We start from the raw sequence: 25,480 nt of genomic DNA on the forward strand, positions 1-25,480 counted from the left end.
GAGGTCCCTTTTTTATTTGTCACCATGAATGGCTTGCATTAAGGCTCTGAGGACTTCTCGGTCCTTTTCTTTTTTAAGTAGAGGTTTAAGTTGAGACTTTACATCAACATCAGTGCTTTGTTGTTTAGCAGCGGCGTTGATGGCACTGAGGCGTAACGATTTATTGGCTGATTTTTCAGTGTATGTCAGCAAGGTGTCTAGCTGTCTTCGGTCGAGCCGATTGTTGCCCATCGCTTCTAGAATCGCACTTTTCGCTTTGTTGTTTTGCTCTGCACCTAGGCGTTTCTCAAGCATTTTTAAACTCTGCGGGTTGGGCATTTTACCCAAGGCTTCAGCCGCGCGGCGGCGCAACTCGGCGTCATTGTCACTCATAAACTTATTGATATTGTCTTGATGACGTGCGTCACGACTGTTTCCTAATGCACTCAATAAACTCGCCTGTTTTTTCTGATCTCTGGTGGTAATGAGTTTATCCGCCAGTGTATCGGTAATTTTGTTCGCAAAATCACTACCACTTTGGTTATTGGCAATTATGCCCATCACCATCATAGAACTACGAGAGAGAAGCTGTTCTTCACTGCTGAGTTCGCTGCTATCGAGATGTGAGAAAATTTGTTCAACTAAATGTTCTGATAATGGGTTTTCGATGTATTTTAATGCCATTAAGCTGCGAAAACGCTGTTTTCCAGCAATCTCATTATCAAGATATAAGTTGACGAGCAACTGGTGCGCGTTGCTTGTATCATTCTGACCGAGTTTCAAAAATAGACGGCTTAAGGCCTTGTCTGTAAACAATCCGTCGCGAATGGCTTGCTGCAATGACAATAAGTAAGCTTGATTGTCATACAGTAGTTGCTCTAGCGTTTTTTCATCAAGGCTCGCTAAATCCATCGCTGTGAGTGCATTGAGGAATGTTTGCGCATCTTGTAGCGGGTTTGGTGCGGGCTTAGGGTAAACCACACTGCTGGGCAACATTGGCCACTTCTTGGGATCAATAGGCAGTGACAATAGCAAGGCCTTTGAAGGCAAAGGCTGTTGACTGATTTTAAATGATACTTGTTGTTGTACGTTGATGCGAATATCGCCTTTTTCACTTTCAACAAAGGTGTGGTTTTCGCCCTCTAAACTTGAGAGCCAACAAGCATTTTGCCTAATGTTGAAGGTATCAGATTTCACTTCGGGTAGTTTGAAGTTGAAAAGGTTACTACCTTGAGTGGTTTGCAGGTAAACCAACTTTTGACGCATGAGTGATGTGTCATCAACACGTTCATAGCGAACCTTGTAGCGCCCCATATTGTCATTTTCTTCAACCGTAGTTGGCGCTGTTAAGTCTAGGTGCTTAATGCGCTCGATATGCATGGTTTGGTATAAGGCGATGAGCTTTTGTTCATCTTCACTTTTGAGCTTGGCAGCAAAATGATAGTCCAGTATTTGACCCGACTGAGCGCCTATTTTGACCGCGAATGGGACTTGGTAGAGCGCTGATTCTGCTGTGGTATTATCAACGCTCAAAGTAGCTTGGTGAAGTTGCAAGCCCAACCAATACGTTTGTTCTGTGCGCAGTAGAGGCCTGTATAGCAGCGCGCCTGCTATGCTTAAACGGTTGCTGCTAGGGTTGTTTAATGTGGTCATTTGAGTGTTTGCTGTGGTGGTAAATTCACCCCAGCTCGTACAATTATCGTTAGCGCTGACACTGCCAAATGGCAGTGTCAGGGCGCTAACCATAAATAAGGTTAAACGCGACATATTACTCCTTAATTGGCAAAGTTTAGGCTGTCTTGAACGCTAACAAGTTCCCACGTTTTATCGTACAGCGCACCCGTGTTATACAGTGTTTTCGTCGCTTCTCTGGTAGGGAACGAACAACAGAACTCATAGCCTGGATACTTAACCCACAGATAGAACTCACCTTCGATTGCTTTCATGTTATTACTGATGTCCAGACCGTAAACCAATTCTGAATCAGACAGAACTTTACTGATATCGATATAGGCTTCTGCTGTTAGGGTATCACCAATGATCAGAAAATCTACACCAATGCCGCCACTTGCTATCAACAAGTCGATTCCCGCTGTCGCATACGCTTCAAGGCTTGCAGTGAGTACATCACCACCGATACTAAAGCGTAAGTCTTCGTATTTAAGGTCGGTATTGACACCCACGCTGCCCTTCACACCCGCAGAAACAGTGATTGGTACAATAACAATGGTGAAGGTGGTTGAGAACAGCTTTTGTTCTTCTTCCCAATCATAGCCATAACTTTTATTCAAGGCTTCTAATGTCTCTGACTCGTCGATAAGTGAATTGCCAATCAAACTGGCTTTCATACCGTATTCAATGGTGCCTGCACCGCCGTCTGCATTACCATAGACACTAGCGCTAAATAGGCTCTTACTTTGATTAAACATGTATAAAGTAAAAGCGCCAAACGCTGATGCTGAAGCTTTTCCGCCATTTACATTGGCAAAAGCCATTGATGAGCTGAACAAAGGGATAACCGCGACTTTTGACTTATCTCCATAAACGTTTGCAAACATGTCCATGATAAGCAATGAGTCTTTGCCCTTTATAACGATGGCAGATGGAGAAACTTGGCCCGAATCTGCTTTTGCAGCCATAGGGTAGAGCATTTGATTTGCTTGTGCCGCTGCGGCTGCATTCAACTGCTCTGCTTGTGGGTGATCGTCAGGCACTTCATTTTTATACAGCGTGTAAGGCACTTCGATGGTCAGCGTGTTATTGGCTGTGTTGCTCTCATCAAACTCAGAGGTATCTTCTAGTGTCATGGTCAGCTCAAAGCTGTTGCTGTCTGAGTCTACATTGTATGCGTCATGTAGCTTGCCAAGTAACACACCATTGATAGCGATATCATATGGGAAGTAATGACTTTGCTCATGATCTTTGAACTCAATGTGCATTTTATCATCGTAGTGATTCAGGCCTTCTTGCCAAAAGTGAACAGGCAGGGTTTCACCATTGATGGTAATCGTTGCTGAGACATTTGCGCTGTTTACACCCGAGCCAAATTTACTCGCATCAAAGTGACCAATTAAGTCTGCTTCTTTGTGCTCTGGCGCACCCTCGGTGCTGGTTTCACGCAAACCAACATCAGGGAAAATAGCATAGCCATCACCTACAACCAGTTTGTCCATAACGAAGTCATGATATTTAGAAGAGTCTATTGAAACCTGTGCGTAGGTAGTGAAATCACCGGTTTCGTGTCCGCGTGAGGCGTTGTCATCTAGGTCTTGCTCATCTTCAATGCTTCTGGCGCTGTCAACGTACCCAGCAATGAGATATTCACCACTTGGCATATCCATGTTTGGCAACATCAGCTGAGCGGTAAAGCTCTGCTCGCCCGGTGTTAGTTGCGCGATATAGTGAACACCCAAGTTGTAACCTTCTGGGTTATCATGGGTTTTAAGTTGCTCTACTTTGTCTTTAGGAATGGCCATAAAGGTAACACCCACATGCTCTGTTTCCAGCAAAGTCGTGTTAATAGTAAAGTCGAGGCTAATAGGTTGGCCAGGTTGGAAAACACCTTGTTCTGGGTTTTTAATTTCCATCAAGGCGACGTTTTCAACATCACTATTGGTTAAATTGTCTGTATTAACCTTCACCGAGTTGTCATCACTCGAGCAAGCGGTCAAAAAGAGAGGTAGCACTAGGGCTAGATATTTTGTGCGCATATTTTATTATTTCCATTATAAAAAACAGTGCTTTTGTAGCAATAAAAAATGGATGGAATATGGAGGAGTATTCTGCTCTGACCAGAGTTTGCTGATTAATTATTCTTAATATTTAGCTTTGGATTGCTGTAGGGAATGATAATGCACGTCTTGATTAGACGTGGCTGATTAAGCGATTATTGCTTGGCAGCGAATAGCCGCCAGTAACGCGCGAGCGGTTCAAGGTAGCCATGCTAAAACTTAACTTGCGGGTCGCAGTGTTGCGCCCATGTTTGTTGGCTATTTTCTCCTTGTTCTTCAAGCGCTGTCATTAAAAAGTCTAGAAATACTCTGACTTTTGCGGGCAAATATTCGCGTTTTGGATAGATAGCAAATACACCGCTATCGATTTGTGGTGGTCTGATATGAGGATACAGAGAAACCAATGCGCCGGAGTCTAGGTACTGTTTTGCTAAGAAGTGTGGCAACTGCGCTATGCCCATGCCATTGGCGCACATACTTGCCATAGACTCACCATCGTCTGTTAAATGCGTGCGTTGTAGCTCACACAGCTCGAATTGACCTTGTTCGTTGGGTAGATAAATTGGTTGTAGCTGGCGTGTTTCTTTGATGCGAAAGCCAATCCATCTATGATGTTCGAAGTCTTGGTATGTTCTTGGCGTACCGTGCTCTTTTAAATATAAAGGAGATGCACAGGTGAGAAAGTCCATAGGACTGAGGCGGCGCGCAATCAAACGACTGTCTTTCACAAACCCCGTTCTTATCGCAATATCGATGTTGTTTTCGATAATATCGACATGCAGATCATTTATTTCTAAATCTAGTTTTATATCGGGGTAGCGCTTGCAAAATGCGGGCAGGATCGTACTCAGATAGAGGTGCCCGTAACAAACGGCTGAATTAACCCGCAATGTGCCACTAGGTGCATCGTTAACATGCTGCAAGTCCTGTTCAACATCCGTTAATTCGTGGATGACTTTGCGTACGGTACTGGCGTAGCGCAGGCCACTGTCGGTGATACGCAGTTGTCTTGTTGAGCGTTGAAATAGAGTGAGATTTAGTTGTGCCTCTAAACGAGAAATCGCTTTGCTAACCGTAGATGGGTCGGTGTGACAGGCTTTGGCGGCAGAGGCGAAGCTGCCACTATCACAGGTGGCTAAAAACATTTCTAACGTTCTAAGTTTATCCATTCCTTGTGTCTCTATTGCGCAATATAGGTCGAATATAGCAGTAAAGATTCGTGAATACTATTCATGGGTCTTTGGGATTATTGCCCATTTTTCTATTTTTTTCAGCAGCATAGAATCTAGCTCACGATCAACAAATCATTTTGTGAGTACACCATGTTTAAACCTATTCGACCCAGCGAAGTGTCGGCCCATGGCACATTAGATTATCTACTTGTTGCTTTTGTTGCCATGGTGGGATTGGCCTATCTTAATTTTTTACCCGCTGTTGTGGATGCGTTGGTTTACGGTATGGAATTAACTGAAGCGCAAGCGGGGCAGGTTGTCGCCCTTAATGGCTATGGCGCTTTATTAGGCTTGATGGCGGCGGCATTGTTGAGCGAGCGTTTACCATGGCGAACCTTGCTATTTGGTGCTTTGGCGATGTTATGTGGTTTGGATTTTAGCACGGTGTGGCTCAATGACTACTCACTGATGCTGGTTTGGCGATGTGTGGGGGGCGCATTAGGCGGCATGAGCGTCGGCATTGCGTTTACGGTGTTAGCCAAGCTGCGCAAAGGCGACCGTGCCTTTGGTCTATTGTTGTTGATGCAATTTGGTATAGGGTCATTGGTTATTTACGCCTTACCCACATTACGAGTTTGGGGAGGCGAACTCGCGGTGTTTTACGTGATGTCCGCGCTGTGTGCGCTTGGCTTGATCTGTACTTTGTTATTACCCAGTTTTAAGGGCTGCGTCCCGTTCGCTAATGGCTCTGAGCGACAAAAGGGTCAACCGCCACAAAAGCGTATACGAGCAAATACGTTACTTTTATTGCTTGCTATGAGTGCTTATCTGATTGCTGCTAGCGCCATTTGGACCTATGTTGGTCAAATAGGTCATACAGCGGGATTTGATGAAGTAACGGTTAATATATCTATCGCTGTAACGGGGCTATTAGGATTAGCAGGGGCCATGTTGCCTGTCATCGGGGTTCATCGATTTGGCCGTTCTTGCTGGCTAGCTGCAGGCGTGGTGTTATCCTTCTGTAGCGCTGTTTTGTTGTGTTTCTCTGCGCATCTTTTCGCCTATGTGATTGCAATGTCTTTGTTATTTTTCTCATGGCCTGCTGTTCATTCATACTTTCTTGCGCTCATTACCCAAGACGACACCCATACGACATTGGCGAGCATTGCTGCTTTGCTGTCGTATGGTGCATTGGCAACCGGACCCATGCTGGGCTCGTTACTGCTGCGTGATGAGCGCTTTTTGATCATGTTGTGTGGCTGTGCATTGTTGTTTGCGCTGAGCTTTTTGTTGCTACTTAAACCAGTACATCGATACCAAGTATCCGACTACAAAAGAATAACTCCCTCGTCACGTAAACATGCGGCGCGATAGGTTTTAAAACTGATACACCAACCACTACTTAAGGAGAAGGAAATGATCCGCTCACTACTTAACAAAACCCTACGCTCAACGGCGCAGCGCTACGATTACGATGTGGGTTACATGCAGGATATTCTAAGGAGCGATTTATCCGCTTTTTTGCGATTTATGGGTTTTCAGACTATGGCTTCCTACTCTGGAAATTTGCCGCCAGAAGTCATATACGCAGCGAGGCTTAGGGCAATTCTTTGGGACGACTGTGGGCCGTGCACGCAGCTGGTTGTCAATATGGCGCTGGAAGCGGGCGTCGATGCTGAACATATTCAAGCGATCATTGCTAAAGAGGTGGATTTGTTGCCGCCGGAGGTTGCTTTGATTGTTGAGTTTACTGACAGCGTGTTAGCACATAGCACTCATGCTGATGAATTAAGAGAAAAAATACAGACGATTTGGGGGCAAAATGGGCTTGTTTCACTGGGGTTGGCTATCAGCGCGATGCGGGTTTATCCCACCCTTAAATATACGCTGGGTTATGGCAAAAGCTGTAGCCGTATAACACTCAATGATTTGACACTGACTCCTAATAACAACCGTGTTTAACAACCGTGTTTAGCCAGCGGAGGAAAGTATGTCACAGACGATAAGCATCAGAATTGCGATGTTGTTGGGCTTACTCGCCATGATCAACGGAACATTTATGATTTTAGCGCCTGAGCCTTGGTATTGGCTGGTGCCTGGCGTGTCAGATAGAGGACCTTTTAATCAGCACTTGGTGCGCGATGTTGGCATCAATTATCTGCTCATTGGTGTTGCCTTTGTTCTTGGCTGTGTTTACCCGAAGCAGAGATTGGCGCTTTGGTTGTTCCCCGCTGCGTGGCTTTTGGGTCATGCAATTTTTCATATTTGGGAAGTTTTGGTCGGTTTATGTAGCCCTGTATTTTTGCTAATTGATTTTGCAGGCGTAACTTTACCTGCGCTGTTAAGTGTGTATCTAATTTATGTCAGTTATACATTACAGCGTCAGTAGGCGCTTCGCATTCGCTATGGGAGTGATCAGCATTGCGCTTTTGCTTGGCACTGTGCTGTCTTTTATTGCGCCTAAGGTTACACCTTCAAGTGGTATTGAGTGGTTAGCCGAGCCTAAGCATATTGTGAATTTTAGTCTGCAAACACAAGCAGGTGAATATAGCCGACAGTCGTTACTTGGCCGTTTTAGTATCGTATGGTTTGGCTTTTTACACTGTGTTGATGTGTGTCCACTGGGCTTGATGAAAGCCTCGGAGCTTGCCGAGCAACTACGTAATTTAGGTGCTCAACCGCAGCCCGTGTCTTTTGTTTTTGTTTCAGTTGACCCTGAGCGGGACAGTACTGAACACCTTGCACAGTTTGTAAAACATTTTGATGCGTCACTGCTTGGTGTAACTGGAGACAAGTTAGAGCTTGAACGGTTTGCTAGCAGTTTAAAGGTCCGTTTTCATGTTTCATCCAAGGGGCAGGATTATAGCGTGTCACATGGAGAGATGTTTGCAGTGATAGCGCCCGATGGCAGTTTAGTGGCGCGTTTTGCAGCTGATTTTGATGTCAAAGTGCTCGCGCAAGAGCTACGACTGTATATGCAAGCATATAAGTGACATCAGTAACGGGGTAATGGTAGTCGTGGCACTCGTTTCAGGTGATGAGATTCTGAAACAAGTTCAGAATGACGCGATAAGTTCGAAATGACGAAACCTGTTGAGAGTGATAAGCCAAAATTGGGAAAACGACATAACCCAAACACAGATGTCGCCTTCTTGAACAAGGTCAGAAACTCTTAGCAAGTAGCATTAGGCAAAGGTAGAAGGTTATGGCTATTTCAACCTATAGATTAAATTTTCTCATTCCTTCATTAAAGAGTTAGGCGTGGGGATCAGGCTGTGATAAGGGCGGATATGAGAGATAAGGGCATTAATAGGCGCAAGGCCGCTTGCAGGTATGTGACGGAGTTGCGGTTGCGCTATCGCCATTTACGTAAACTTCATGGTTTAACACAAGCACAACTAGGTGAATTAATTGGCGTTGATCAGGCTACAATCAGCAATTTTGAAAGTGGTAGAACGGTGATGAGCATCACACAGGCTTATGAAATAGCGATGATTTTTGATGTTGAATTAGCATAGTAGCTTCATTTTCAAGTTGCCTGAAAAAACGTAGCGCCTTCCAACATTCATTGTTAGTTGGCGCTATGAGCGAGAAAAAAGGGCCACCCAGGCCTATGCCTTGGCCCAAATTTCTATTCGGCCACTGAAATGTAAAGTACTTTCAAGCTAAAGTAGTAGTCATTGTCTACCGCAACTACCTCTACTTTGTGCTCTCCGGCATGACTAAACTCATATTCAAGCACGGCATCTCTAGCGCTTAAATACTCACCGTTTATTCTCCAGCCGAAAAACGCGACCGAGCCATCAGGGTCATAGCTTTTCGAAGCATCAAATCGGCAGCGCAGTTTTTCACATTCATAGCTCACGTCGACGATGGGTAAGACTGGGCCATCCATTTCGAAGGACTTTTCTGTAGAGTTACGCTGAGCATAGCGGTTCTCAACCTCGAGCTTGACTGTCTGTGTACCTTTTAGCCCTGCAAACTCCACACTTGACCCATGCAAGGGTACTGTAGCGTGATTAATGAACCATTTATAGGTCAGCTCCTCATCAGATGTTGATTCAGGCATAGCCGTTAATCTACAGCCGCCATATTCGCACTCTGTGACAAAGTCCACTTGAGGTGCTGCAACAGGAGCCGCTGCGCTACTATCTAGAGTGAGCTGTTGCGTGGCTTTGACTCCCCAGTTTCCATCGCTATCCTGTGCTTGCAAAATAAGCGTGTAGCTACCGTTTGGCCAAAAGCGGGTATTTAATGGGTGGTTAATGAACTCTTCGGGTGTATCGAATACCCCATCAACCGGTTTGAGCTTTATTTTTCTACCAAACTTTCTACCGTGGCGTTCAACTTTTAGTCGTACTTTCTTAATGGCTTGGCCAGGTTCAATTTGAGTATCATTCGGTGCGAGTAAAAACTCATCGCTGATGCGTGCTTGAATGGTCAGTTCACTTCCTTGAGGTACTGCCTCAGAGCCTGCGCCTGAGACTCTCAAGTCTAGTACTTCAGGGCCCTGTGGTGTGATGTACGGAGCATCGGCAATTTTGGCAGCATAGAGCAATGCCTGTAAGTTGTTGGGTAGTATTTCTTGTTGATAGCTTTCACAGCTTTCAAAGAAGGTGCGACCTAACTCGAACACAAAGCTGGCGACACCCAACTCAGAGTAGCCAAGACCCAATGTAGTGCCATCTGCGGGATACAATTGCACACCGGGGATCGCTTGGTAACCATTAAATGCGGCAAAGCGCTGGGCCAACTGTTTTAACTGTGGTTCATTAGGCGCGGCCTCATTGGTTGTATCATAGGGGTATAAAATCAAACCACCAGCGCTGTGAATATCCAAAAATACGCCTTGCGTATCCAAAGGTGCAGCATCGCTTGGCAAGTCACCACGACGGTCCTCAAACAGGCTGCGTACGTAACGCTCAATAGCTTGAACTTCGGGCTCTGATGCAGCGACTGGCCCCCGGTAAGTTGAATCACATTGCTCGCCACTAGAGCCATTATCGATGGCAAACCATTCGTAGCTAAAGTTGCGGTTTAGGTCGACCCCGCGTCTTTGCGGTGTATCTGCACAATAGTTATCATTGGTGTTTTTGCGCCATAACAAGCCTGTTTCAGCCAGTTTTCGGCCATCTGGGTTGGCAACAAAGAGAATATGGATGTCACGCTCTTGTAATATCCATTGTACATCAGTGTTAGTTTGATAGTTATCTACTAAGTACTGAGCAAACGCGAGGGTTGTCGCTGCGGTTGTATATTCTCTAGCATGTATCGCACTTTGCATAAATACAATGGGCTTAGGCTTTTTACGTTTTTTACTTTTTTTGCCAAGCACTAGGACGTTGAGATCATAACCGCCCAAACCTTGAGTTTTTTCCCATGATGAACCAATTGGTTGCCAAGAAGCCAATTGCGGATAACGCGACGCAATGTCTTGGGCCTGTTGATAGGTTTCTTCCACGCTTGAATAGCACTGAAAACCAGGGATCCCGGTTAGCTCATTGAGACTGCTGCTTTTGATTGACCGCGCAGTCTTGGTGGTCGTCTCTCGTTGTAGCGCTTGCTTGAGGTGGGGTTGATTTTTAAGTACTTGTTTGGCCTCTACTGGCAAAACAAAATATCCGCTTTTACGTAGTTCATCGACATCACTTTGTTCTAGCAGTAGGGTAACAAAGCTGTTTTGTCTGTCTATGAGGGCGTCATGATATTGATGGGCCAATTGATAGCTGTGCTGTTCGCTATTGGCTAATATACGATAAGTTTTTAACGGGTTGATGGTATTGGCTGAATCTTTGGGTAGTTGTGAACTTAACTGTGTGGTTGCATAACTGGTTGTGGCAGATAACGCAAACAGCATAATTGCTGAAGTTACTTTCATGTTATTTCCTTATTACAGATAATTATTGTTATTTGGTAATATTTCTACAGCGTAAATTGATTCCTTATACGAGGGGAAGTTAATTCTACCGTAATTAGAAACAGGTTGTTTTTCAAGCTGATTTTTTACCTAAATTGTAATTTCTTGTTGGGAATATTGTTGTTAGATATGCTCCAAGCTCAGGTTTATTCTGGGCTGTCGGGCGATTGATATCGCTGTGGGAGTACACATAAATAATTCTTAAAAACAGAGGTTGTATGAATAAAATCATACTGCGTGGGCATATCTTGGTGCCAGAACCAGAGCTTGGTCAGGTACGCCAAGCATTGAATGAACATATCGAGCTGACACGGGCTGAACCGGGATGTATTGTTTTTGAGGTAACTCAAAATCCTGACAATCCACTGCGATTCGACGTCTATGAAGAATTTATTGATGCAGAGGCATTTAGACAGCATCAACACCGAGTTAGCGCATCAATGTGGGCCGCGCAAACACAAAATGTTTCGCGGCACTACGGCGTTGAAGGGCTTTGATGTAATGTGGTGTTGACAGCACACACCCAGCGTTTTAACCTTAGCGCAGTTAACCATGAAGTGAGGACGACCTCACCGCTCTATCTCATTTGGGGACGGCCCCATAGATGGGGTGTATTATGTCTTGGTTGTATCTTGTTCTAGCTGGTTTTTTTGAAGCTGGCTGGCTTGTCTTTTTGGAAAAATCAGCGTCTTTCTCTAAACCACCGTTTGTGTTCTTGGCGTGTGGTTCAATGATTATTAGCCTGTATTTATTTGCACTATCTATCAAAGCTATTCCGGTCGCAATTGCCTATATGGTATGGCTTGGCGTTGGTGTATCTAGCCTGATGGTCATCAACCATGTATTTCTAGGTAGTACGATGTCTCTTTTACAAGGTATTTTCATGATGCTGTTGTTTATAGCCATTATTGGTCTTAAAACAAGTAGTTAATGATATCGAGGGAAAAAACTATGAAGGGTGAAACGAATTTAGCCATCTTATTGAAATCAATGCAGCCGACGTTACTGGATGGGGAGTTTGTATTTATTACCTTGCCAACAGGCAAATACGGGGATGCAGCTAAGTTAAATCCAATTGCTATGTGTATGGAGCCTGAGGGAATGACGTTAGTCATTCCCAAAGCACTTGCTGACCAACATCAACATTGTTATGACTCGGTGTTCAAAAGTATTACGCTAATGGTTCACTCTAGTTTAGATGCGGTTGGTCTTACTGCCACATTTGCGACGCGATTAGCTGAAAAACAGATCAGTGCCAATGTGATAGCGGGCTTCTACCATGATCATATTTTTGTGCAAGTGCACAAAGCGCAAGCGGCCATGGCCGCACTGAGCCAATGCTAGTATTTATGTGACAACTATTACAGGTTGGCGCAAGGGGCTTTAGATGGCATGATTTGATTGCTTTAAATGAGCTTACTATCTGACTAAAAAGGGAATAGACGATGACAGAAGCGAATATAGCGCTTATCACAGGGGCCTCTGGTGGTATTGGTATGGAGTTGGCACGTATTCATGCCTCTGGTGGCAATGACTTGGTGATTGTGGCCCGCAGCCAAGCAAAACTTGAGGCGCTTAAGGCTGAGTTAGAGGCTGCACATCAAGTTAAGGTTTGGGTCATTGTCGCGGACTTAAGTGAAGCCGATGCCGCCCAGAAAATTTACACACAAACCGAAGAACTGGGCATTAAGATCAAAATTTTAATCAATAATGCTGGGTTTGGCGGTCATGGTTTATTTCATCAGCGGACGCTTGCAAAAGAGCAAGCCATGATGCAGGTTAACATGGTAACGCTGACCAACTTAACCCATTACTATCTACAAGATATGGTTGCTGCTAATTATGGGCGTATTTTGAATGTGTCTTCTAGCGCATCGTTTGTGCCGGGGCCGTTGCAAGCAGTTTACTTTGCCACAAAAGCGTATGTGACATCGTTCTCGCAGGCAATTGCCGAGGAAGTTAAAGCACATAATATTAGCGTGACCACATTGTGCCCAGGTACTGTTGCCACGGACTTTGTGATCACAGGAGACTTACAAGGTGTGGCGACTTGGAAATATGCCAAGTCTGCGCAATCGGTGGCGGCGACTGGTTATCGAGACATGAGCAAAGGCTTGCTGGTATCATTTAACGAGCGTGTGATAAAGCTGATGATCAATTGGGTGATACCGTTATTACCCAGAAAGTGGCTATTAAAAATGTCGCGTGCAGCGATGGAAAAACGTGATTAATTAATGTGTAGCGAGACTACTTGAGCGACCGACTTAAGATAGGCAACATGGACTCAGTGATCTGACATATTTTGAAATACTTTCAGACACTTTTTTAATCTATTTTCTTCGCAACCATGTATAGACTAGGGGACAAGCGTTATCAATGGGATAAAAAATGAAAAAAATAATATTGATGCTCACCTTGGTGATATTAGCAGGTTGTTCCACCAAATTCGTATACAGAAATGCCGATTGGCTAACCTACTGGTATTTAGATGATTATATTTCTTTAGACAGTGAGCAAGAAGATCGTTTTGACGAGCGTTTATTAGATTGGTTGCAGTGGCATAAAACCCAAGAGTTGGCTAAATATGTTGCGCACCTCAATGAAATTAAAGCCGATATACAAACGGGTAAAATTTCAGAGCAGCGAATCGAAGAACATCAGCAGAAGATGTTGTCACACTGGCATCGAGTAAGAAGCAAACTCACCCCAGACTTGGCGCAAATGGCGCATATGCTCACTAAGGAACAAGTGGATGAATTGTTTACAGAGTTAACTCAGTCTGAGGAGAAAGACGCCAAAAGACGCGAAAAGCAAACCGCTGAACAGCGTAAGAAACGCTGGGTTGAGGGCAATAAAGATAACCTAAAACAGTGGTTGGGTAAGCTAACTGATGAGCAACAGCAGCTAATTGATGAGCTTTATGGTAAGAAATTGAGTACAGCTGAGCTTTGGCATCAATATCGTACCGCTTACCATCAACAGCTGAAAACACTGTTTGACCAGCCAGATAGGGGTGAAAACTTCACCACTTCCTTACTGGCTCTGTTGAACGATCCAGAACAATTTAGATCCGATGAGTTGAATAACAACAATGCCCATAATCAAGCACTAGACCGTGAGTTTCTGGTTAAAATCTACCACAGTTTAACCGACAAACAGCGCGCTCATTTGCAGAGAGAACTCGATGAGCTAGCGGAAGATCTCGCTTCTTTACAAGAGTAAAATTAGCCTGACTATTTAGATAAAAAATATGTAGATAACAACACCGTGATTATAAAAAGCCCACAGTAGCTCACTTCTGTGGGCTTTTTTGTTTGCAGTCGCGGGCAGTTCGAGTCTGAACTGACCGCTTGTAAGGCGTTTATAAAGTGAGGTTGTTTGCCCTTTGGGCAAGGTATCGCTGTGTCCTTTGCAAATATGGCTCACCTTTAACTAAAACTTCATAACTTGCACGTTAGAATACAGCATAAGGCTTTTTTGGTAATTGAACTCAGAGGTTAATACTGAAAATAAAGCAATATCAATCGGTTAAAGTAGTGTGAGAATAATGATTACAAAGACTTGAGTTGGCGAGATGAAAACGAGGGTTTTGCTGTTAATATTTGAGTAGCATGAAAGGCAAACCAGACAGTCGGAAATGTCTACAAGAGCGCTGTTTCCTGTCTGTTGGGAATATTAAAGAACTTAAAACGACACCAAGGAGTGAAAGATGGAAGAGGTGGGAAAGATTCGGCTCAATTTTCTAAGAGCGATGTATGTTTTTATTGTTATAGGTCTAGGGCTGTCAAATACCCCTGAAGCCATTTCTGAAATGGGCATATCGGCGGATTCATATACGGTGATCAATGCGATGTTGATGGGGTTTATGATTTTGTCACTGGTCGGGGTGTTTTTTCCTTTGCAGATGCTGCCCATTTTGATGTTTGAATTGTTATGGAAAGTAATTTGGCTGGCCATGTTCGCGTTACCCATGCACTTGAACATGGGCTTAGATGAATACGCCACAGGTGTGGCATTTGCTTGTTTTATTGGCGTAATTTTGACGCCGCTGGTGTTACCATGGCGCTATATTTTTAACAACTATTTCGTTAAATAAGCCGATTTAGCTGCCAAAAAGTACTCAGGAAGTCACTGAATATGAAGTATCTCTATCTGGTTCTGACTATGATGGGGGCAAGTGTTCCTTTGATGGTGTTGTTGCCGTGGTTAGCTGAGCATGGGCTTGATGTGATGGTGTTCTATCAAGGTGCTATCAGCCATCCTGTGAGCCTATTTGCTTGGTTGGACGTTATTGTCGCGGCGCTGGCGCTGGTGGTTTTTATTGTTGTTGATGGTAACAAACATCAGGTAGTCGGGCGTTGGTATGCAGTAGTAGGAACACTGTGTGTGGGCGTGTCGTTTGGCTTACCCTTGTATTTGTATTTAAAAGAACGAAGCCGTTGAGCAAAATAAGCACAGAGAGGGGGGGAAGTCTCCCTGTGCTTCAACTTGATTAATTAATGTCGTTAAAACTCCCAGTTAACACTGGCAAAGTAGGTTCTACCGAATGTATCAAATAGCCCGCCACTGGTGCCCGTGTAGTAGCTAGCACCACCGATATCGGCTTCTGGCATTTGTGGAGTTCCTTTATCAAAAACATTATTGGCGCCTACGTTAATACGTAACTGCTCATTGATGTTATAAGACGCCGTTAAATCGGTGTACATCATAGTCGGTGTTTCATGCGGTGTAACGATTGATGCTGTGTAGGTATCTCTGCTGCGCTGTTCGCCAACATAGCGAGTAGAGGCACCAATACGGAAGTCATCATTTTCATAACTTAAGTTAATTGTGCCTTTCCAACGCGGGTGAGCAAACAAGCCAACGGTTGGTTCCAACTCTAATGTCGGGTCAGTTTGAATATCTCTTCTAATTAGCTTTTGTATTATGGTGTTTACACCAAATTCACCCCCTAACGCATCAAACTTGTAGTTTGCGATAATATCTAAACCACTGGTACGACGTTGATTTAAGTTGAGGGTTTTCAAGGTAACATGAGTGATTATGCCATCAGGTTGACGCGTTAATAACGCGCAAAACTGATTATCCAGTGAGCTTTGTTCAACACACGCATCAACAACCGTGGAAACGTTAAAGCTACTAATGAGTCCATCAAGTTTTATGTCCCAATAATCGAATGTTATCTCAAGGTTTTTGATACTCTCAGGAGTGATCACTAGACCTGCAGTCAAAGTGTTGGCGGTTTCTACATCTAGCTCTTTGTTACCAGAGGTCAGCAGTGTTCCAGGTTGATACCAGCGGATATCACTGGTGGTCACACCATCTTCATTTTTAAAGACGTTAACGCCCAGTTTTTTACAGTTTTCAACCACATGTGGCTCAGCAGTTTGAATGCGGTTTTGACTACATGGCTGATACAACCACGCAAATCCTTCACCTTCAGAGGTAAACTGCTCACTAATATTTGGTGCTCGAGCCGAGCGAGAACGGGATACTCTCACGGTTAGATCATCAATCGGCTGCCATGTTGCGCCGACATTCCAACTGGTGTTTTGACCTGCTTCACTATAATGTGCTGAACGGGCAGACAAATTCAGATCAAGTTTAGATGCCATGAACACATCTTTGAGCAACGGAATGTTAGCTTCGACAAAAACGTCTTTTACATCGTAGCTACCCACTACTGGGCGTGCCACAGAATAGCTTGCGCCGTAACCTTGCTGGAGCGCTTCAGAAGGGTTAGTTTCGCTACTTTCTTTTCGATATTCGGCACCCAGTGATACCGCGATTGGGCCAGCCCAGCCTTCGAACAAGTCGCCGCTGGTGTTAAAGTGCACCACTTTTTGTGTTTGTGATTGTGAAGAGGTGTGCTCAAGGTCAATGTAGCTGAGTACTTCATCCGACATGGGCGTGAACACATCGTGCGGTACACAGTTACTATAATCATTGCCTGCAATTGGCGCTGCTGAACTATCAATCGTCGCACGACAAACCGCATTGCCATTTTCGTCTCTTACCGAGTCTAAACTTGCCTGCCAGCGATCTTCATAATAGCTGTTGACAGTTGTGTTATCTGCGGTGGCCCTACCGTATTGAGCGTAAAACTCCCACTGCCAGTGGTTTGAGAATTCACCTTGAACGGCCGCTACAACTTGAAACAGGTCACGGCTGTAATCGCTGCCTTGTTGACCCATCTCAGTAAAGTGACGGGCGATAGGCAAGTAGTACATTTCGTTCTCATCCATTAATGCGCCAAGATCTGAGCGAATGAAGGCGTTATCTCTGGTAAGCGGTACGCTACCATACAATGAGTGTGGAAACATGCGAGACTCTGACTCAGTTTTGACATACTTAGTATCAAGCGAAAGGCGGTGGCCAGAATCAAACTCATAGTTAATGGTGTTATTAAACATCGCTTTTTCAACAGGCACCCGTAAACGCTGGTACTCGTAGGCACCGAGCTGCTCACCACCTTCATCGGTTTGTATGCCTGTTAAGCCATTTTCAGGTCGGTATAACTCACCACTTTTACCCAGTTTAACTGGGCGCATAGAGCCATCTGCATTAAAGGTATATGCCACGCCACCAATAAATACCACTGTGGTTGGGCTCGCGGAGATAGAATAACGTCGAGCCATGATGTTATTTGGAATGTCATCATGTTTGGTAATTTCAGCGACTTCTTCTGAGCTCTTACCTTCAGCTAGTAGCTTTAGTTTTAAAGCAACATGTTCTGGGTTAGGCAAGTATTGCCAGTTTGCGTTGGTATAGGGGCGGTCTTTGGCGTCAATTTCTGCTTCCTTGTCATATGAGAAGTAAAAAGTGGCATTACCTTTGTTATCGTTGAAGTTTAAGCCATGAAGGAAGTTGAAGCCGTGTTTTTCACCATCAGAGCGAGAAGATATACCCGCTGATACATTTAACTTAGAGCCAACATAATCTGTTTTGGTGATGATGTTAATAACGCCTGCCACCGCATCGGCACCATATACTGATGACGCACCGCCCGTGAGCACTTCAATACGCTTGATAAGCCCAGTTGGAATAGAGCTGATATCAACCGTACTTTCACCAGGGATCGAGCCAACATGGCGACGGCCATTGACTAATGTCAGTGTTCGTTTGGCGCCTTGACCACGTAAATCTTGGGTACTTACACCCGCGCTGCCGTTGTAGTTGCTGGTGCCAGAACTCAAACCAGGTGCCATTGAAGGGAGCTTGTTTAGCAATTCTGCAATATCGGTAGCACCACTGGCTGCAATAATGTCTTCTGAGATCACGGTCACAGGAGACGGTGAGGTTGCCTCAATACTCAACAAACGACTGCCGGTTACGGAGATGCGTTCGACTTTTTCTTCGCTATTTTCATCTGCATTTGCTTGCGCGCAAGTGGTTGATAAAAAAGAGCATACCCCTAAAAGGCTGAGAGTGATTTTATTGATTTTTTGCACGTTTTTTTACTCTTTAGTTGTTGTCACTGGCGCTACCTTATTACAGTTTTATATATGGGAACACAGATTGGAATGAATACAATATTCATTCATGTGGATTAATGTTTACGAATAATTTACTATTGCGTTCCATAAATCGGGTTGAATGTTTTAAGTATTTACTCTAAGTGAGTATGTGCTAACTTTTCGTTATTTTGTGTGACGATTATTGTCAGTTATACACTTTTAGTATGCTAGATGTGGCGCGGGTTTTGTGGGTGTTTATTCGTTCATTGTGAATAATTAGTCTTTTCTGCGCTGTTTTCACCTAACCCGTTATATCGTCGCTAAGTAAAAGTGTCGTAAAAATGTCGGCTAAATTTTTGTGCTCTGCTGTATCGAATTGTAGACAGCAGGCGCAAAGTACGAGTTGTAGAAGTTATGAAAATAAATACAAAGCAGGTCATCCAGTTACGACGTAGTAAGTCTTGGTCTCAGGAGCAACTTGCACAACATACAGGATTAAACCTAAGAACAATACAACGTATTGAAAATGAGGGCGCTGCGTCAATGCGGTCCTGTAAAGCACTGGCCGCTGCGTTTGATGTTGAGGTGCACTCGCTCAGTGAGAATGAAGAGCCAATTCAATATGAATTTAAGGTGGTGGAAATAGAGTTTGATGCCCGTATTGCATTGGATTTTAATAAGCCCTTAGCGTCTGAGCTTAACGCGGTATTAAACAAGCATGGGCAGGCAGGTTGGAAGTTGGCTCAGGTGATCTCGCCAGACAAAATATTGGGTACCTATGCAGTGCCAGACAATAAGTTACTAGTGATTATGCAAAGAGAAGTTTTGGCGTAATGTTGTCAGGTCTGTTTATGGAGAACTCGCAGCAGGCTATTTGCTAGGTGCAGGGGGGATGCCCTAAAAGCGTGTGGTGAGACGCTTTTAGGGCAGGTTACCACGGTTTACTGTTCGGTGCTGGGGGCAACGCGATACTCATGCTTAAACAGTAACTGTTGATTTAAGTCATATAGTTCAAATATCAGTGTCTTTGGTTTTTTAACATCTTCGAATGAATTAAGTGAAAACCACTGCGCTTTTGGCGAACCAAACATTAAATGTGTATCCACATCGTAGCTGTTATCGTGTTCGTCTATTTCTTTCCAATGAGCAACCAATGCAACACGGTGTTTATTTCTGTCTATACCGCTGATATCAGCATCAAACATCACACCATATCTATCATTCTCAAGGTCATTTGCCCTTAACACACCATCACTGCTGGCAAGCTGATATTGATCTTGTTCAGAATACAATTGGGCTTTTTGCAACGTGAATTGCCCAGCCTGCATATCTTCTACTGATGCAAGTAAATGATCGAGCTTGAAGGTTTCAAGCGCAAAATTCTGTACTTTCTCTAGCTGAGCATCAGTGAGTTCCGCATTGATAAACACCCAAGCAAGTACGCTATTAATCCAGTTCAGAGCATTTTGGGTAGCGCGTCTGGAGATCTGTTCATACGGTTTGATATCCATCAGCTCTATGCATTTATCAATGTCTTTAAGTTCAGCAGGTGCGCTACAGTAAAACTCTGCCATTCGAATTTTTACATGGGGACTATCGAGCTTCATTGCCTGCTCTAGGTGGCTGTATGCTTGCTGCCAATCTACGGGTAATACTTCACCGTGCATATACATCCTCGCTAGGCGCATATGTGCTTGCCCGTAACCCAACTCGGCGGCTTTTTTGTAATACTCAATGGCTTTGTTGTAGTCTTCTTCAACTAGCTCACCACGATAATAGCGAGCACCAATGTTGAATGTGGCTCTTGGGTGTCCATAGGATGCCGCTTTTAGATAGTATTCATACGCTTTGGCAGCATTTTTTTCCTGATTGTTGCCAAATGAATAGTCATCTCCAATCTCGGCATAGTCTCGGGCAAGAGACTCTTTAGATAGAGAGTCTAAACGTGCCATATCAGGTTCCTTAATGCCCAGTGTTCTCATCAGGTAGTCGTAGGTGACGGCCATCTCATGTCTTTCCCAGCGCCAAGAATAGTGGCCGTGAGCTGAGTTAGGGTAAAACATGGTTTCAACGGGGTGGTTGTTTTTCTGCAGTAAATATTTAAGTCGATTGGTATGTTCAAAATCAGCAACATCATCTTTGACACCCGCAATTAGCAGAATAGGGGCTTTTAATTGGTTACTGAGGTAAACCGGGGACACATCAAACATGCTGTTATCAAACTCACCGACGGTTCTGGCAATAAATTTGCGATACTCTTCGTCAGAACGGTAGTTGCTAGCGTTAAACAGTAATTGCAAGTCATAGATACCAAAGGAGGCAATGACGCAGTCATACAGCTCTGGGTTTTTTATCGCCAACATCACTGATGAGTAACCGCCGTAGCTCGCACCGATACTACACATGTGCTTGAATGTGTGCTGCTTAGTAACCGCAGATACAGCCGCTGAAATATCTTCTTCAATTCTTTTGCCGAATTCTCCCACCCCTTGTTCCGAAAAGGCTTTACCAAAGCCCGCAGAACCGCGGAAATTGACTCTCAATACCGCAAACCCTCGACTAGTTAAGTATTGAACGCCTTTGTTGAAGGTATCGGTTTCTTGAATGCCGATGGGGCCACCATGTGGCATAACCAATAAAGTCGAGTGGTCAATATCCGTTGGTAAAGTTAAAAATGCCTCTAACTGTGTTCCATCTTTCGCGGTAATTGTCATGGCCTTAGATGAGCGAAAAGTATACTTGCTCAGCTCATGATAAGAGGTGAGAATTTTGTGTGCTTTGTCTTGCTGCGCATCATATATGAAGTACATCCCAGGTTCGTTTGACCCATTGACATAAAGCAAACTAATCTTTTGATCTTCGCTTTGGCCAATAATATGACTGTCGAGACCGTTAAAAGTGGCCTTTAAACGTTTTTGAAAATCAGCCTGATGTGGAGAAAAGAATACTTTTTGAGTCAAACCGTACTCACGATAAGAGGCAGATATCACTTCCTTGTTGCGAATATCTGCTGAAAATATATCGTATTTTGGGTGTTGGTAGATGATTTTTCCAAGCGTTTGTGAGGGAATGTCAAATTCTCGTAACACCACTTTGTCGGTATCTTTATTGGTCAGTACCATCAGGGTTGTGTCGTCAATAAAACCATACGCCTCAAAAGAGTAGCGCGCGTCTTTTAATGTAAAAGCGGTATGCCATTCATCACCCATTACTTCAATGTATTTTGCAGTAAAGGTTTTTTCTTCTTTATCATACTGTGTGGCTATCAGGCGCTGTGAGGCATCATCATAATAGTAGTATTCGAACTCTTTACCTGTATCTTCAATAAGGTAGGCATCATCGAAATCACCAACAAGCAAATCTTTGATATCCACAATGTACACTTTGTGCTTTGTGTTGCTTTTACTGCGCTTGGCGAACATTACCTTATTGGGGTCAGAGGGAAGTGCGTGGACTAAATACCCTAGCAGACTTAATATTCGGCCCTTTAGTATGCCGTTTTCAATGGTACCAAGCAGGTTAATGCTCTCGGAAGCGTGGCTCATACGGAATAAAATGTGCTCGTCAGTAAGCCATTGGTAGCCCAATATACTGTTGTCTTTGCCTATTGAGACGCTGGATGTGAATTGTAGATTTTGCGTACTCAAGAGGTTCAGTGTGTTACTGTCGTCTTGTTGTTCAAACACTAATACATATTCACCAGTTGGAGATAGCTGTACCATCGACATATTTGGATTAGTATATAAGTGTTCAGCATTGATAGGCTGTGCACTCAGCGCTGACATCCAAAACGCGCATAGCATTAGTGTTGCTGCGTATAATTGCTTCATTGCACACCTCTGTCCATCTGTTCTAAAAGTTTGAAAAAGCCATCTTCGCCGGGGCCACTGTAGTGAAGGCTCTGTTTGTCGAGCAGGTTGGGGAACTCATCTTCTAAAAATTCCACAGCTTCCGAAGAGCGATTGACCAGCTCCGCTCCTAGAGCAAACTCTAAATGTCCCACGTAATTAATGTTGTCTGGGTGTATTTCAAACTGCCAGTACTTTGAATCTTCTAACAAACTGGTATACCAATAGTTGGAAATGTCGATACGCTCAATGGTGTAAAGGCCCGCAGGCAGATCCAGTAGAAAGTAGCCTGTTCCAGCCCTTAAATCCTTGTAGCTAAGGAAGATATCCTGTGGTCCTGTTATTTTTATCGCTTTTAAGGATAAATCGGTTTGGATCCCCAGCAACACATAACCTTTATCTTGGCTTAGTTGTTGGTTTTGATCTGTTTTAATTGATGTCACCGTTGTGGCGCATGAGGTTAACAACAACGCTGCGAGTACCAGCAGCAATGCAGGTAAATGCATACCTGTAAATTCCCTAAAATTTTAACAAAGGCGGGATTCTACACTGACTATATATTGAACTCAATGTTCGAGTTTTTCACATGCTCAGTGCTCACATACGTGGCTTTACTGTTGTATGTATACACTGAGCAATAATGGAGGGCTGTTAAACTATTGTGAAAGTGCTATCTGCCACACTGCAATAGAACCAGAGATTTCGTTGCCGATGATCAATAGCGGCTTGCCAGTGGCGCTTTGCTCAGCACTGACGAATGTCATCCCTTCGGGTGCCAAATCCCCCGAAATCTCAGCGTCTTCTACCAGCCCTCGGTTGTAAAAATAGTCTGCAAATTTTACGTCATATGGGTTGGTGATATCATAAACCATGACACCACCCATGCGCTCTAAACCCACAAATGCAAACAGGCGCTCACCGATATTACCAAGCGCCAGAGCTTCAGGTTCTGGGCCCTTGGCGTCTGAGCGGGTATCGCCTTCATTAACATCTTCATCGTTGTTGAATGCATCGCCGTGGATAGCGGCAGTTATACGTTCAATTTGATCGCCGGAATCAAACACAACTAAACCATTGCTATCCCAAATGGTAAATGAGCGCGCACCATAGGTATAAAGTTGCTCGTACTGACCGTCATTATCAGCATCACCTTTGACCGTGGTTACTTTTAAGCGACCAATGTCATCATTGTCGTTGTTCAAATACGAAAAATTGCTGGCTAAGGTGAGCTTCTTCGCTCGGCTTTCATCCACATAAGCAAGGCAGCCGTCGTCCTCGTCATAATCTAATCCACCTTTGGTTAAGCAGTCTGCTTCGTCGCTTGTGTCAAAGAAGTACTCGCGACCATCGCCTTCATTTGCGCTGACGATAAAGTTGGCACCTTTCCACATAAAGCTGGTGAGGGTGTCAGGTTGGTACATGCCGTACAAACCTGGATATGAGCGAAAGTGAATTTTACCGTCTTTATCAGACGCATCCATGGTTAGGTTCGACCAATCCTTAAAGCCAAGACCTAATAACTTAACGCTATTGTCGCTTAAATCAACCACCGCCATACCATTGTTTTCTTGGATTGACACGTAAGCATAGCGGTTGTCTTTGGTGATGGTGACATACTCAGGCTCCAAATCCATCGCGACGGTTGTATTGATGAGTTTGCCATTAATGGTGCGCCCAGTTGGGTTGGCAAATACCATGCCTTGCGCTTCAAGTTCAGCTTGTTTATCGTTGAAAGCTTTAAAGTCAATGTGTGTTGCAGTGCTTGCAATTACCCCATTGGTAATATCGATAATACTAATAGTCCCTTCGGGGTCAACACTGTAATCGCCAGCGGGTTCACCCTCATTGGCAACGACAACTTTCGTACCGTCATGATTGAAAGTGACCATATCGGGTAGGGCGCCAGCCGTGACATTTTTCAAAAATACTGGGGCATCACCAGAGACATCATAAAATGCGATATGACCTGCTTCACCAGTGGTTTTTGAGGCCATCGCGACGGCCAGTAATTGATTATTATTGTCGATGGCAATGCTATTGGCATCACCGGGTGTATGCTGGTTTAACTCTAAGGTCATGACGCTGTTTAAATTTGTGGCGGTGATCACGCTTTCACTATTTTTAGCCAGCGCAACGCTATCAAAAGCCGTTGCAGGTAACACTTCTACTACCGCGTTTTCGCCTGAACTGTTGATTGCATAGATCCACTTTTTTGAAGCTTGGTATGCAACAATCTCAGCAGCCCCCTCAGGGCTTTGTGAATTGAGAACCGCGCGACCAACTAATTGAATATCAAGTAAACGATTGGCGTCTTTTCCGTCAGAGCCATTTTGTCCATCTAATCCATCCTGACCACTGTCGCCTTGCTCCCCTTTATCACCGGCCTCGCCTTGTTCGCCAACAGGCCCTTGCGCACCAATTTTACCATCGTCTCCATCTAGTGAGCAGCCAGACAAAATAGCACTGATAGACAAGGCGATGAGGGAAGATTTTAATGAATGCTTCAACATATTTGACCCTTTAATTTTAATTACGTTAAAAAGGGAACAGTCAAACATAAGTTGATGACTTTGATGTGACTGTATTCTTTCAATTTAATTGCTCATATCGCAATAGTGGTTATTTGAAGAGCCTTTGTCGGTGGCGATGTGAAAACAGAGGGAGGGCTGTGGTGTTAACAGAGAGTATGGATATAAAGCGTAACCCCATAGTAAGGGGTTACGCACTGATGTTGGCTTGTTACATAGGACCCGTGTACCACAATACATATACATGGCCAGAAGCCAGAGAGTAATTGTACTCGCGACCACCTGCCGCGTACCAGCAGTGACCATTCACTAGTTTGCCTGTCATGTAGTTACCGTGCGCGTCTTTTACGCCACACACGTACATAGGGTAGCCACTGTCTCTGCCACTTTTTATTAAGTATTTACCCGGGTGGAGTATGTTGCTTTCTAGGTCAACACGGGTGTTTACTTGTTCCCATTGCAAGTAACTTGGGTGTACCTCGAGAATTTCGAAACCGTTTTGTGGTTGTGGGTATTCTCGACCATACGATGGTACATAGCAGGTGCCATTAACGTATTTACCTACTAATTTACCACGGTCGCGACAAACGTAAACATTTGCGCCATTTTCCGTGCCTTTATCGAAGCGAACGGTATTGGGCGGAAGTGGATCTCTACCATCTATTGTATTCCATAGACAACGAGCATTATGACCTGAATATTCATTGTCTTTACACTGAGCATATTTGTAATCAGTTGCAAACGCTTGTTGTCCAAATAGTGCTGTGCCCAGTAATAGCGCAGACGTTAAGATTTTATTTTTCACTGTAATTTTCCTTATAAATAATTAATAAAGTGCATCGCTCACT

22 protein-coding genes are annotated in these 25,480 nt (G+C 44.2%); 13 read left to right on the plus strand and 9 right to left on the minus strand.

Features of this window, described 5'->3' with window-relative positions:
• Window positions 1-12 precede the first annotated feature (12 nt).
• The 3 genes from C2M32_RS07335 to C2M32_RS07345 all read right to left on the minus strand — a co-directional run bounded on the left by C2M32_RS07335 (window position 13) and on the right by C2M32_RS07345 (window position 4,879).
• Window positions 13-1,746, minus strand: a complete 1,734-nt coding sequence (locus tag C2M32_RS07335; RefSeq protein WP_105167799.1) for a HEAT repeat domain-containing protein — start codon at window positions 1,744-1,746, stop codon at window positions 13-15.
• A gap of 8 nt (window positions 1,747-1,754) precedes the next feature.
• Complete coding sequence (locus C2M32_RS07340; RefSeq protein ID WP_105167800.1) at window positions 1,755-3,689, minus strand: hypothetical protein; 1,935 nt, start codon at window positions 3,687-3,689, stop codon at window positions 1,755-1,757.
• A 233-nt stretch (window positions 3,690-3,922) separates the two neighbouring features.
• The gene (locus C2M32_RS07345) at window positions 3,923-4,879 is read right to left on the minus strand and encodes a LysR family transcriptional regulator (RefSeq protein ID WP_105167801.1); all 957 of its coding nucleotides are present in this window, start codon (window positions 4,877-4,879) and stop codon (window positions 3,923-3,925) included.
• 153 nt (window positions 4,880-5,032) lie between these two features.
• Here C2M32_RS07345 and C2M32_RS07350 point away from each other — a divergent pair, with 153 nt between their 5' ends.
• The 5 genes from C2M32_RS07350 to C2M32_RS07370 all read left to right on the plus strand — a co-directional run bounded on the left by C2M32_RS07350 (window position 5,033) and on the right by C2M32_RS07370 (window position 8,400).
• The gene (locus C2M32_RS07350; RefSeq protein ID WP_105167802.1) at window positions 5,033-6,256 is read left to right on the plus strand and encodes an MFS transporter; all 1,224 of its coding nucleotides are present in this window, start codon (window positions 5,033-5,035) and stop codon (window positions 6,254-6,256) included.
• A gap of 42 nt (window positions 6,257-6,298) precedes the next feature.
• The gene (locus C2M32_RS07355) at window positions 6,299-6,844 is read left to right on the plus strand and encodes a hypothetical protein (protein ID WP_105167803.1); all 546 of its coding nucleotides are present in this window, start codon (window positions 6,299-6,301) and stop codon (window positions 6,842-6,844) included.
• A gap of 28 nt (window positions 6,845-6,872) precedes the next feature.
• On the plus strand, window positions 6,873-7,271 hold the full coding sequence (locus C2M32_RS07360) for a hypothetical protein (protein WP_105167804.1): 399 nt from the start codon (window positions 6,873-6,875) through the stop codon (window positions 7,269-7,271).
• On the plus strand, window positions 7,243-7,875 hold the full coding sequence (locus C2M32_RS07365) for an SCO family protein (protein WP_105167805.1): 633 nt from the start codon (window positions 7,243-7,245) through the stop codon (window positions 7,873-7,875). Before C2M32_RS07360 ends, C2M32_RS07365 begins: the two co-directional genes overlap by 29 nt.
• Before the next feature lie 297 nt (window positions 7,876-8,172).
• Window positions 8,173-8,400, plus strand: a complete 228-nt coding sequence (locus C2M32_RS07370) for a helix-turn-helix transcriptional regulator (RefSeq protein ID WP_105167806.1) — start codon at window positions 8,173-8,175, stop codon at window positions 8,398-8,400.
• Window positions 8,401-8,513: 113 nt separating this feature from the next.
• Here the strand turns inward: C2M32_RS07370 and C2M32_RS07375 are convergent, their stop codons facing one another.
• Window positions 8,514-10,760, minus strand: coding sequence for a M14 family zinc carboxypeptidase (locus C2M32_RS07375; protein WP_105167807.1), 2,247 nt, complete (start codon window positions 10,758-10,760; stop codon window positions 8,514-8,516).
• Window positions 10,761-11,017: 257 nt separating this feature from the next.
• Here C2M32_RS07375 and C2M32_RS07380 point away from each other — a divergent pair, with 257 nt between their 5' ends.
• The 7 genes from C2M32_RS07380 (at window position 11,018) to C2M32_RS07410 (ending at window position 15,242) form a co-directional block, all read left to right on the plus strand.
• Window positions 11,018-11,296 (plus strand): putative quinol monooxygenase, encoded by a 279-nt coding sequence (locus tag C2M32_RS07380; RefSeq protein ID WP_105167808.1) that lies wholly within the window; start codon window positions 11,018-11,020, stop codon window positions 11,294-11,296.
• 119 nt (window positions 11,297-11,415) lie between these two features.
• On the plus strand, window positions 11,416-11,730 hold the full coding sequence (locus tag C2M32_RS07385; RefSeq protein ID WP_158678160.1) for a DMT family transporter: 315 nt from the start codon (window positions 11,416-11,418) through the stop codon (window positions 11,728-11,730).
• 20 nt (window positions 11,731-11,750) lie between these two features.
• The gene (locus tag C2M32_RS07390) at window positions 11,751-12,143 is read left to right on the plus strand and encodes an ACT domain-containing protein (protein ID WP_105167810.1); all 393 of its coding nucleotides are present in this window, start codon (window positions 11,751-11,753) and stop codon (window positions 12,141-12,143) included.
• A gap of 101 nt (window positions 12,144-12,244) precedes the next feature.
• Window positions 12,245-13,030 (plus strand): SDR family NAD(P)-dependent oxidoreductase, encoded by a 786-nt coding sequence (locus tag C2M32_RS07395; RefSeq protein WP_105167811.1) that lies wholly within the window; start codon window positions 12,245-12,247, stop codon window positions 13,028-13,030.
• A gap of 157 nt (window positions 13,031-13,187) precedes the next feature.
• Window positions 13,188-14,021, plus strand: coding sequence for a DUF6279 family lipoprotein (locus tag C2M32_RS07400; RefSeq protein WP_105167812.1), 834 nt, complete (start codon window positions 13,188-13,190; stop codon window positions 14,019-14,021).
• Window positions 14,022-14,508: 487 nt separating this feature from the next.
• A complete protein-coding gene (locus C2M32_RS07405) occupies window positions 14,509-14,895 on the plus strand; it encodes a hypothetical protein (RefSeq protein WP_105167813.1) in 387 nt (128 codons plus the stop codon).
• Between the two features lie 41 nt (window positions 14,896-14,936).
• Window positions 14,937-15,242 carry a DUF2834 domain-containing protein gene (locus C2M32_RS07410; RefSeq protein WP_105167814.1) on the plus strand — a complete coding sequence of 102 codons (306 nt, stop codon included), beginning with the start codon at window positions 14,937-14,939 and terminating at the stop codon, window positions 15,240-15,242.
• Window positions 15,243-15,304: 62 nt separating this feature from the next.
• Here the strand turns inward: C2M32_RS07410 and C2M32_RS07415 are convergent, their stop codons facing one another.
• Window positions 15,305-18,250: a TonB-dependent receptor domain-containing protein gene (locus tag C2M32_RS07415; RefSeq protein WP_105167815.1), complete on the minus strand. Its 2,946-nt coding sequence runs from the start codon at window positions 18,248-18,250 to the stop codon at window positions 15,305-15,307.
• A gap of 420 nt (window positions 18,251-18,670) precedes the next feature.
• Here C2M32_RS07415 and C2M32_RS07420 point away from each other — a divergent pair, with 420 nt between their 5' ends.
• Window positions 18,671-19,090 (plus strand): helix-turn-helix domain-containing protein, encoded by a 420-nt coding sequence (locus tag C2M32_RS07420; RefSeq protein ID WP_105167816.1) that lies wholly within the window; start codon window positions 18,671-18,673, stop codon window positions 19,088-19,090.
• Window positions 19,091-19,197: 107 nt separating this feature from the next.
• Here C2M32_RS07420 and C2M32_RS07425 read toward each other — a convergent pair whose 3' ends face one another.
• From C2M32_RS07425 to C2M32_RS07440, 4 genes are all read right to left on the minus strand, one after another.
• A complete protein-coding gene (locus C2M32_RS07425) occupies window positions 19,198-22,086 on the minus strand; it encodes a prolyl oligopeptidase family serine peptidase (protein ID WP_105167817.1) in 2,889 nt (962 codons plus the stop codon).
• Window positions 22,083-22,610, minus strand: coding sequence for a hypothetical protein (locus C2M32_RS07430; RefSeq protein WP_105167818.1), 528 nt, complete (start codon window positions 22,608-22,610; stop codon window positions 22,083-22,085). Before C2M32_RS07430 ends, C2M32_RS07425 begins: the two co-directional genes overlap by 4 nt.
• A 150-nt stretch (window positions 22,611-22,760) precedes the next feature.
• Window positions 22,761-24,614 carry a choice-of-anchor I family protein gene (locus C2M32_RS07435; protein ID WP_105167819.1) on the minus strand — a complete coding sequence of 618 codons (1,854 nt, stop codon included), beginning with the start codon at window positions 24,612-24,614 and terminating at the stop codon, window positions 22,761-22,763.
• A 229-nt stretch (window positions 24,615-24,843) separates the two neighbouring features.
• Window positions 24,844-25,437 (minus strand): hypothetical protein, encoded by a 594-nt coding sequence (locus tag C2M32_RS07440; RefSeq protein WP_105167820.1) that lies wholly within the window; start codon window positions 25,435-25,437, stop codon window positions 24,844-24,846.
• Window positions 25,438-25,480 lie beyond the last annotated feature (43 nt).

It is taken from the genome of Pseudoalteromonas sp. T1lg23B, from assembly GCF_002964665.1.
Lineage (GTDB): Bacteria > Pseudomonadota > Gammaproteobacteria > Enterobacterales > Alteromonadaceae > Pseudoalteromonas.

Bases quoted from the DNA above. Each gene is read 5' to 3' on its own strand.
- C2M32_RS07335 (WP_105167799.1), bottom strand. From the start codon at position 1,746: ATGTCGCGTTTAACCTTATTTATGGTTAGCGCCCTGACACTGCCATTT.
- C2M32_RS07340 (WP_105167800.1), bottom strand. From the start codon at position 3,689: ATGCGCACAAAATATCTAGCCCTAGTGCTACCTCTCTTTTTGACCGCT.
- C2M32_RS07345 (WP_105167801.1), bottom strand. From the start codon at position 4,879: ATGGATAAACTTAGAACGTTAGAAATGTTTTTAGCCACCTGTGATAGT.
- C2M32_RS07350 (WP_105167802.1), top strand. From the start codon at position 5,033: ATGTTTAAACCTATTCGACCCAGCGAAGTGTCGGCCCATGGCACATTA.
- C2M32_RS07355 (WP_105167803.1), top strand. From the start codon at position 6,299: ATGATCCGCTCACTACTTAACAAAACCCTACGCTCAACGGCGCAGCGC.
- C2M32_RS07360 (WP_105167804.1), top strand. From the start codon at position 6,873: ATGTCACAGACGATAAGCATCAGAATTGCGATGTTGTTGGGCTTACTC.
- C2M32_RS07365 (WP_105167805.1), top strand. From the start codon at position 7,243: ATGTCAGTTATACATTACAGCGTCAGTAGGCGCTTCGCATTCGCTATG.
- C2M32_RS07370 (WP_105167806.1), top strand. From the start codon at position 8,173: ATGAGAGATAAGGGCATTAATAGGCGCAAGGCCGCTTGCAGGTATGTG.
- C2M32_RS07375 (WP_105167807.1), bottom strand. From the start codon at position 10,760: ATGAAAGTAACTTCAGCAATTATGCTGTTTGCGTTATCTGCCACAACC.
- C2M32_RS07380 (WP_105167808.1), top strand. From the start codon at position 11,018: ATGAATAAAATCATACTGCGTGGGCATATCTTGGTGCCAGAACCAGAG.
- C2M32_RS07385 (WP_158678160.1), top strand. From the start codon at position 11,416: ATGTCTTGGTTGTATCTTGTTCTAGCTGGTTTTTTTGAAGCTGGCTGG.
- C2M32_RS07390 (WP_105167810.1), top strand. From the start codon at position 11,751: ATGAAGGGTGAAACGAATTTAGCCATCTTATTGAAATCAATGCAGCCG.
- C2M32_RS07395 (WP_105167811.1), top strand. From the start codon at position 12,245: ATGACAGAAGCGAATATAGCGCTTATCACAGGGGCCTCTGGTGGTATT.
- C2M32_RS07400 (WP_105167812.1), top strand. From the start codon at position 13,188: ATGAAAAAAATAATATTGATGCTCACCTTGGTGATATTAGCAGGTTGT.
- C2M32_RS07405 (WP_105167813.1), top strand. From the start codon at position 14,509: ATGGAAGAGGTGGGAAAGATTCGGCTCAATTTTCTAAGAGCGATGTAT.
- C2M32_RS07410 (WP_105167814.1), top strand. From the start codon at position 14,937: ATGAAGTATCTCTATCTGGTTCTGACTATGATGGGGGCAAGTGTTCCT.
- C2M32_RS07420 (WP_105167816.1), top strand. From the start codon at position 18,671: ATGAAAATAAATACAAAGCAGGTCATCCAGTTACGACGTAGTAAGTCT.
- C2M32_RS07425 (WP_105167817.1), bottom strand. From the start codon at position 22,086: ATGAAGCAATTATACGCAGCAACACTAATGCTATGCGCGTTTTGGATG.
- C2M32_RS07430 (WP_105167818.1), bottom strand. From the start codon at position 22,610: ATGCATTTACCTGCATTGCTGCTGGTACTCGCAGCGTTGTTGTTAACC.
- C2M32_RS07435 (WP_105167819.1), bottom strand. From the start codon at position 24,614: ATGTTGAAGCATTCATTAAAATCTTCCCTCATCGCCTTGTCTATCAGT.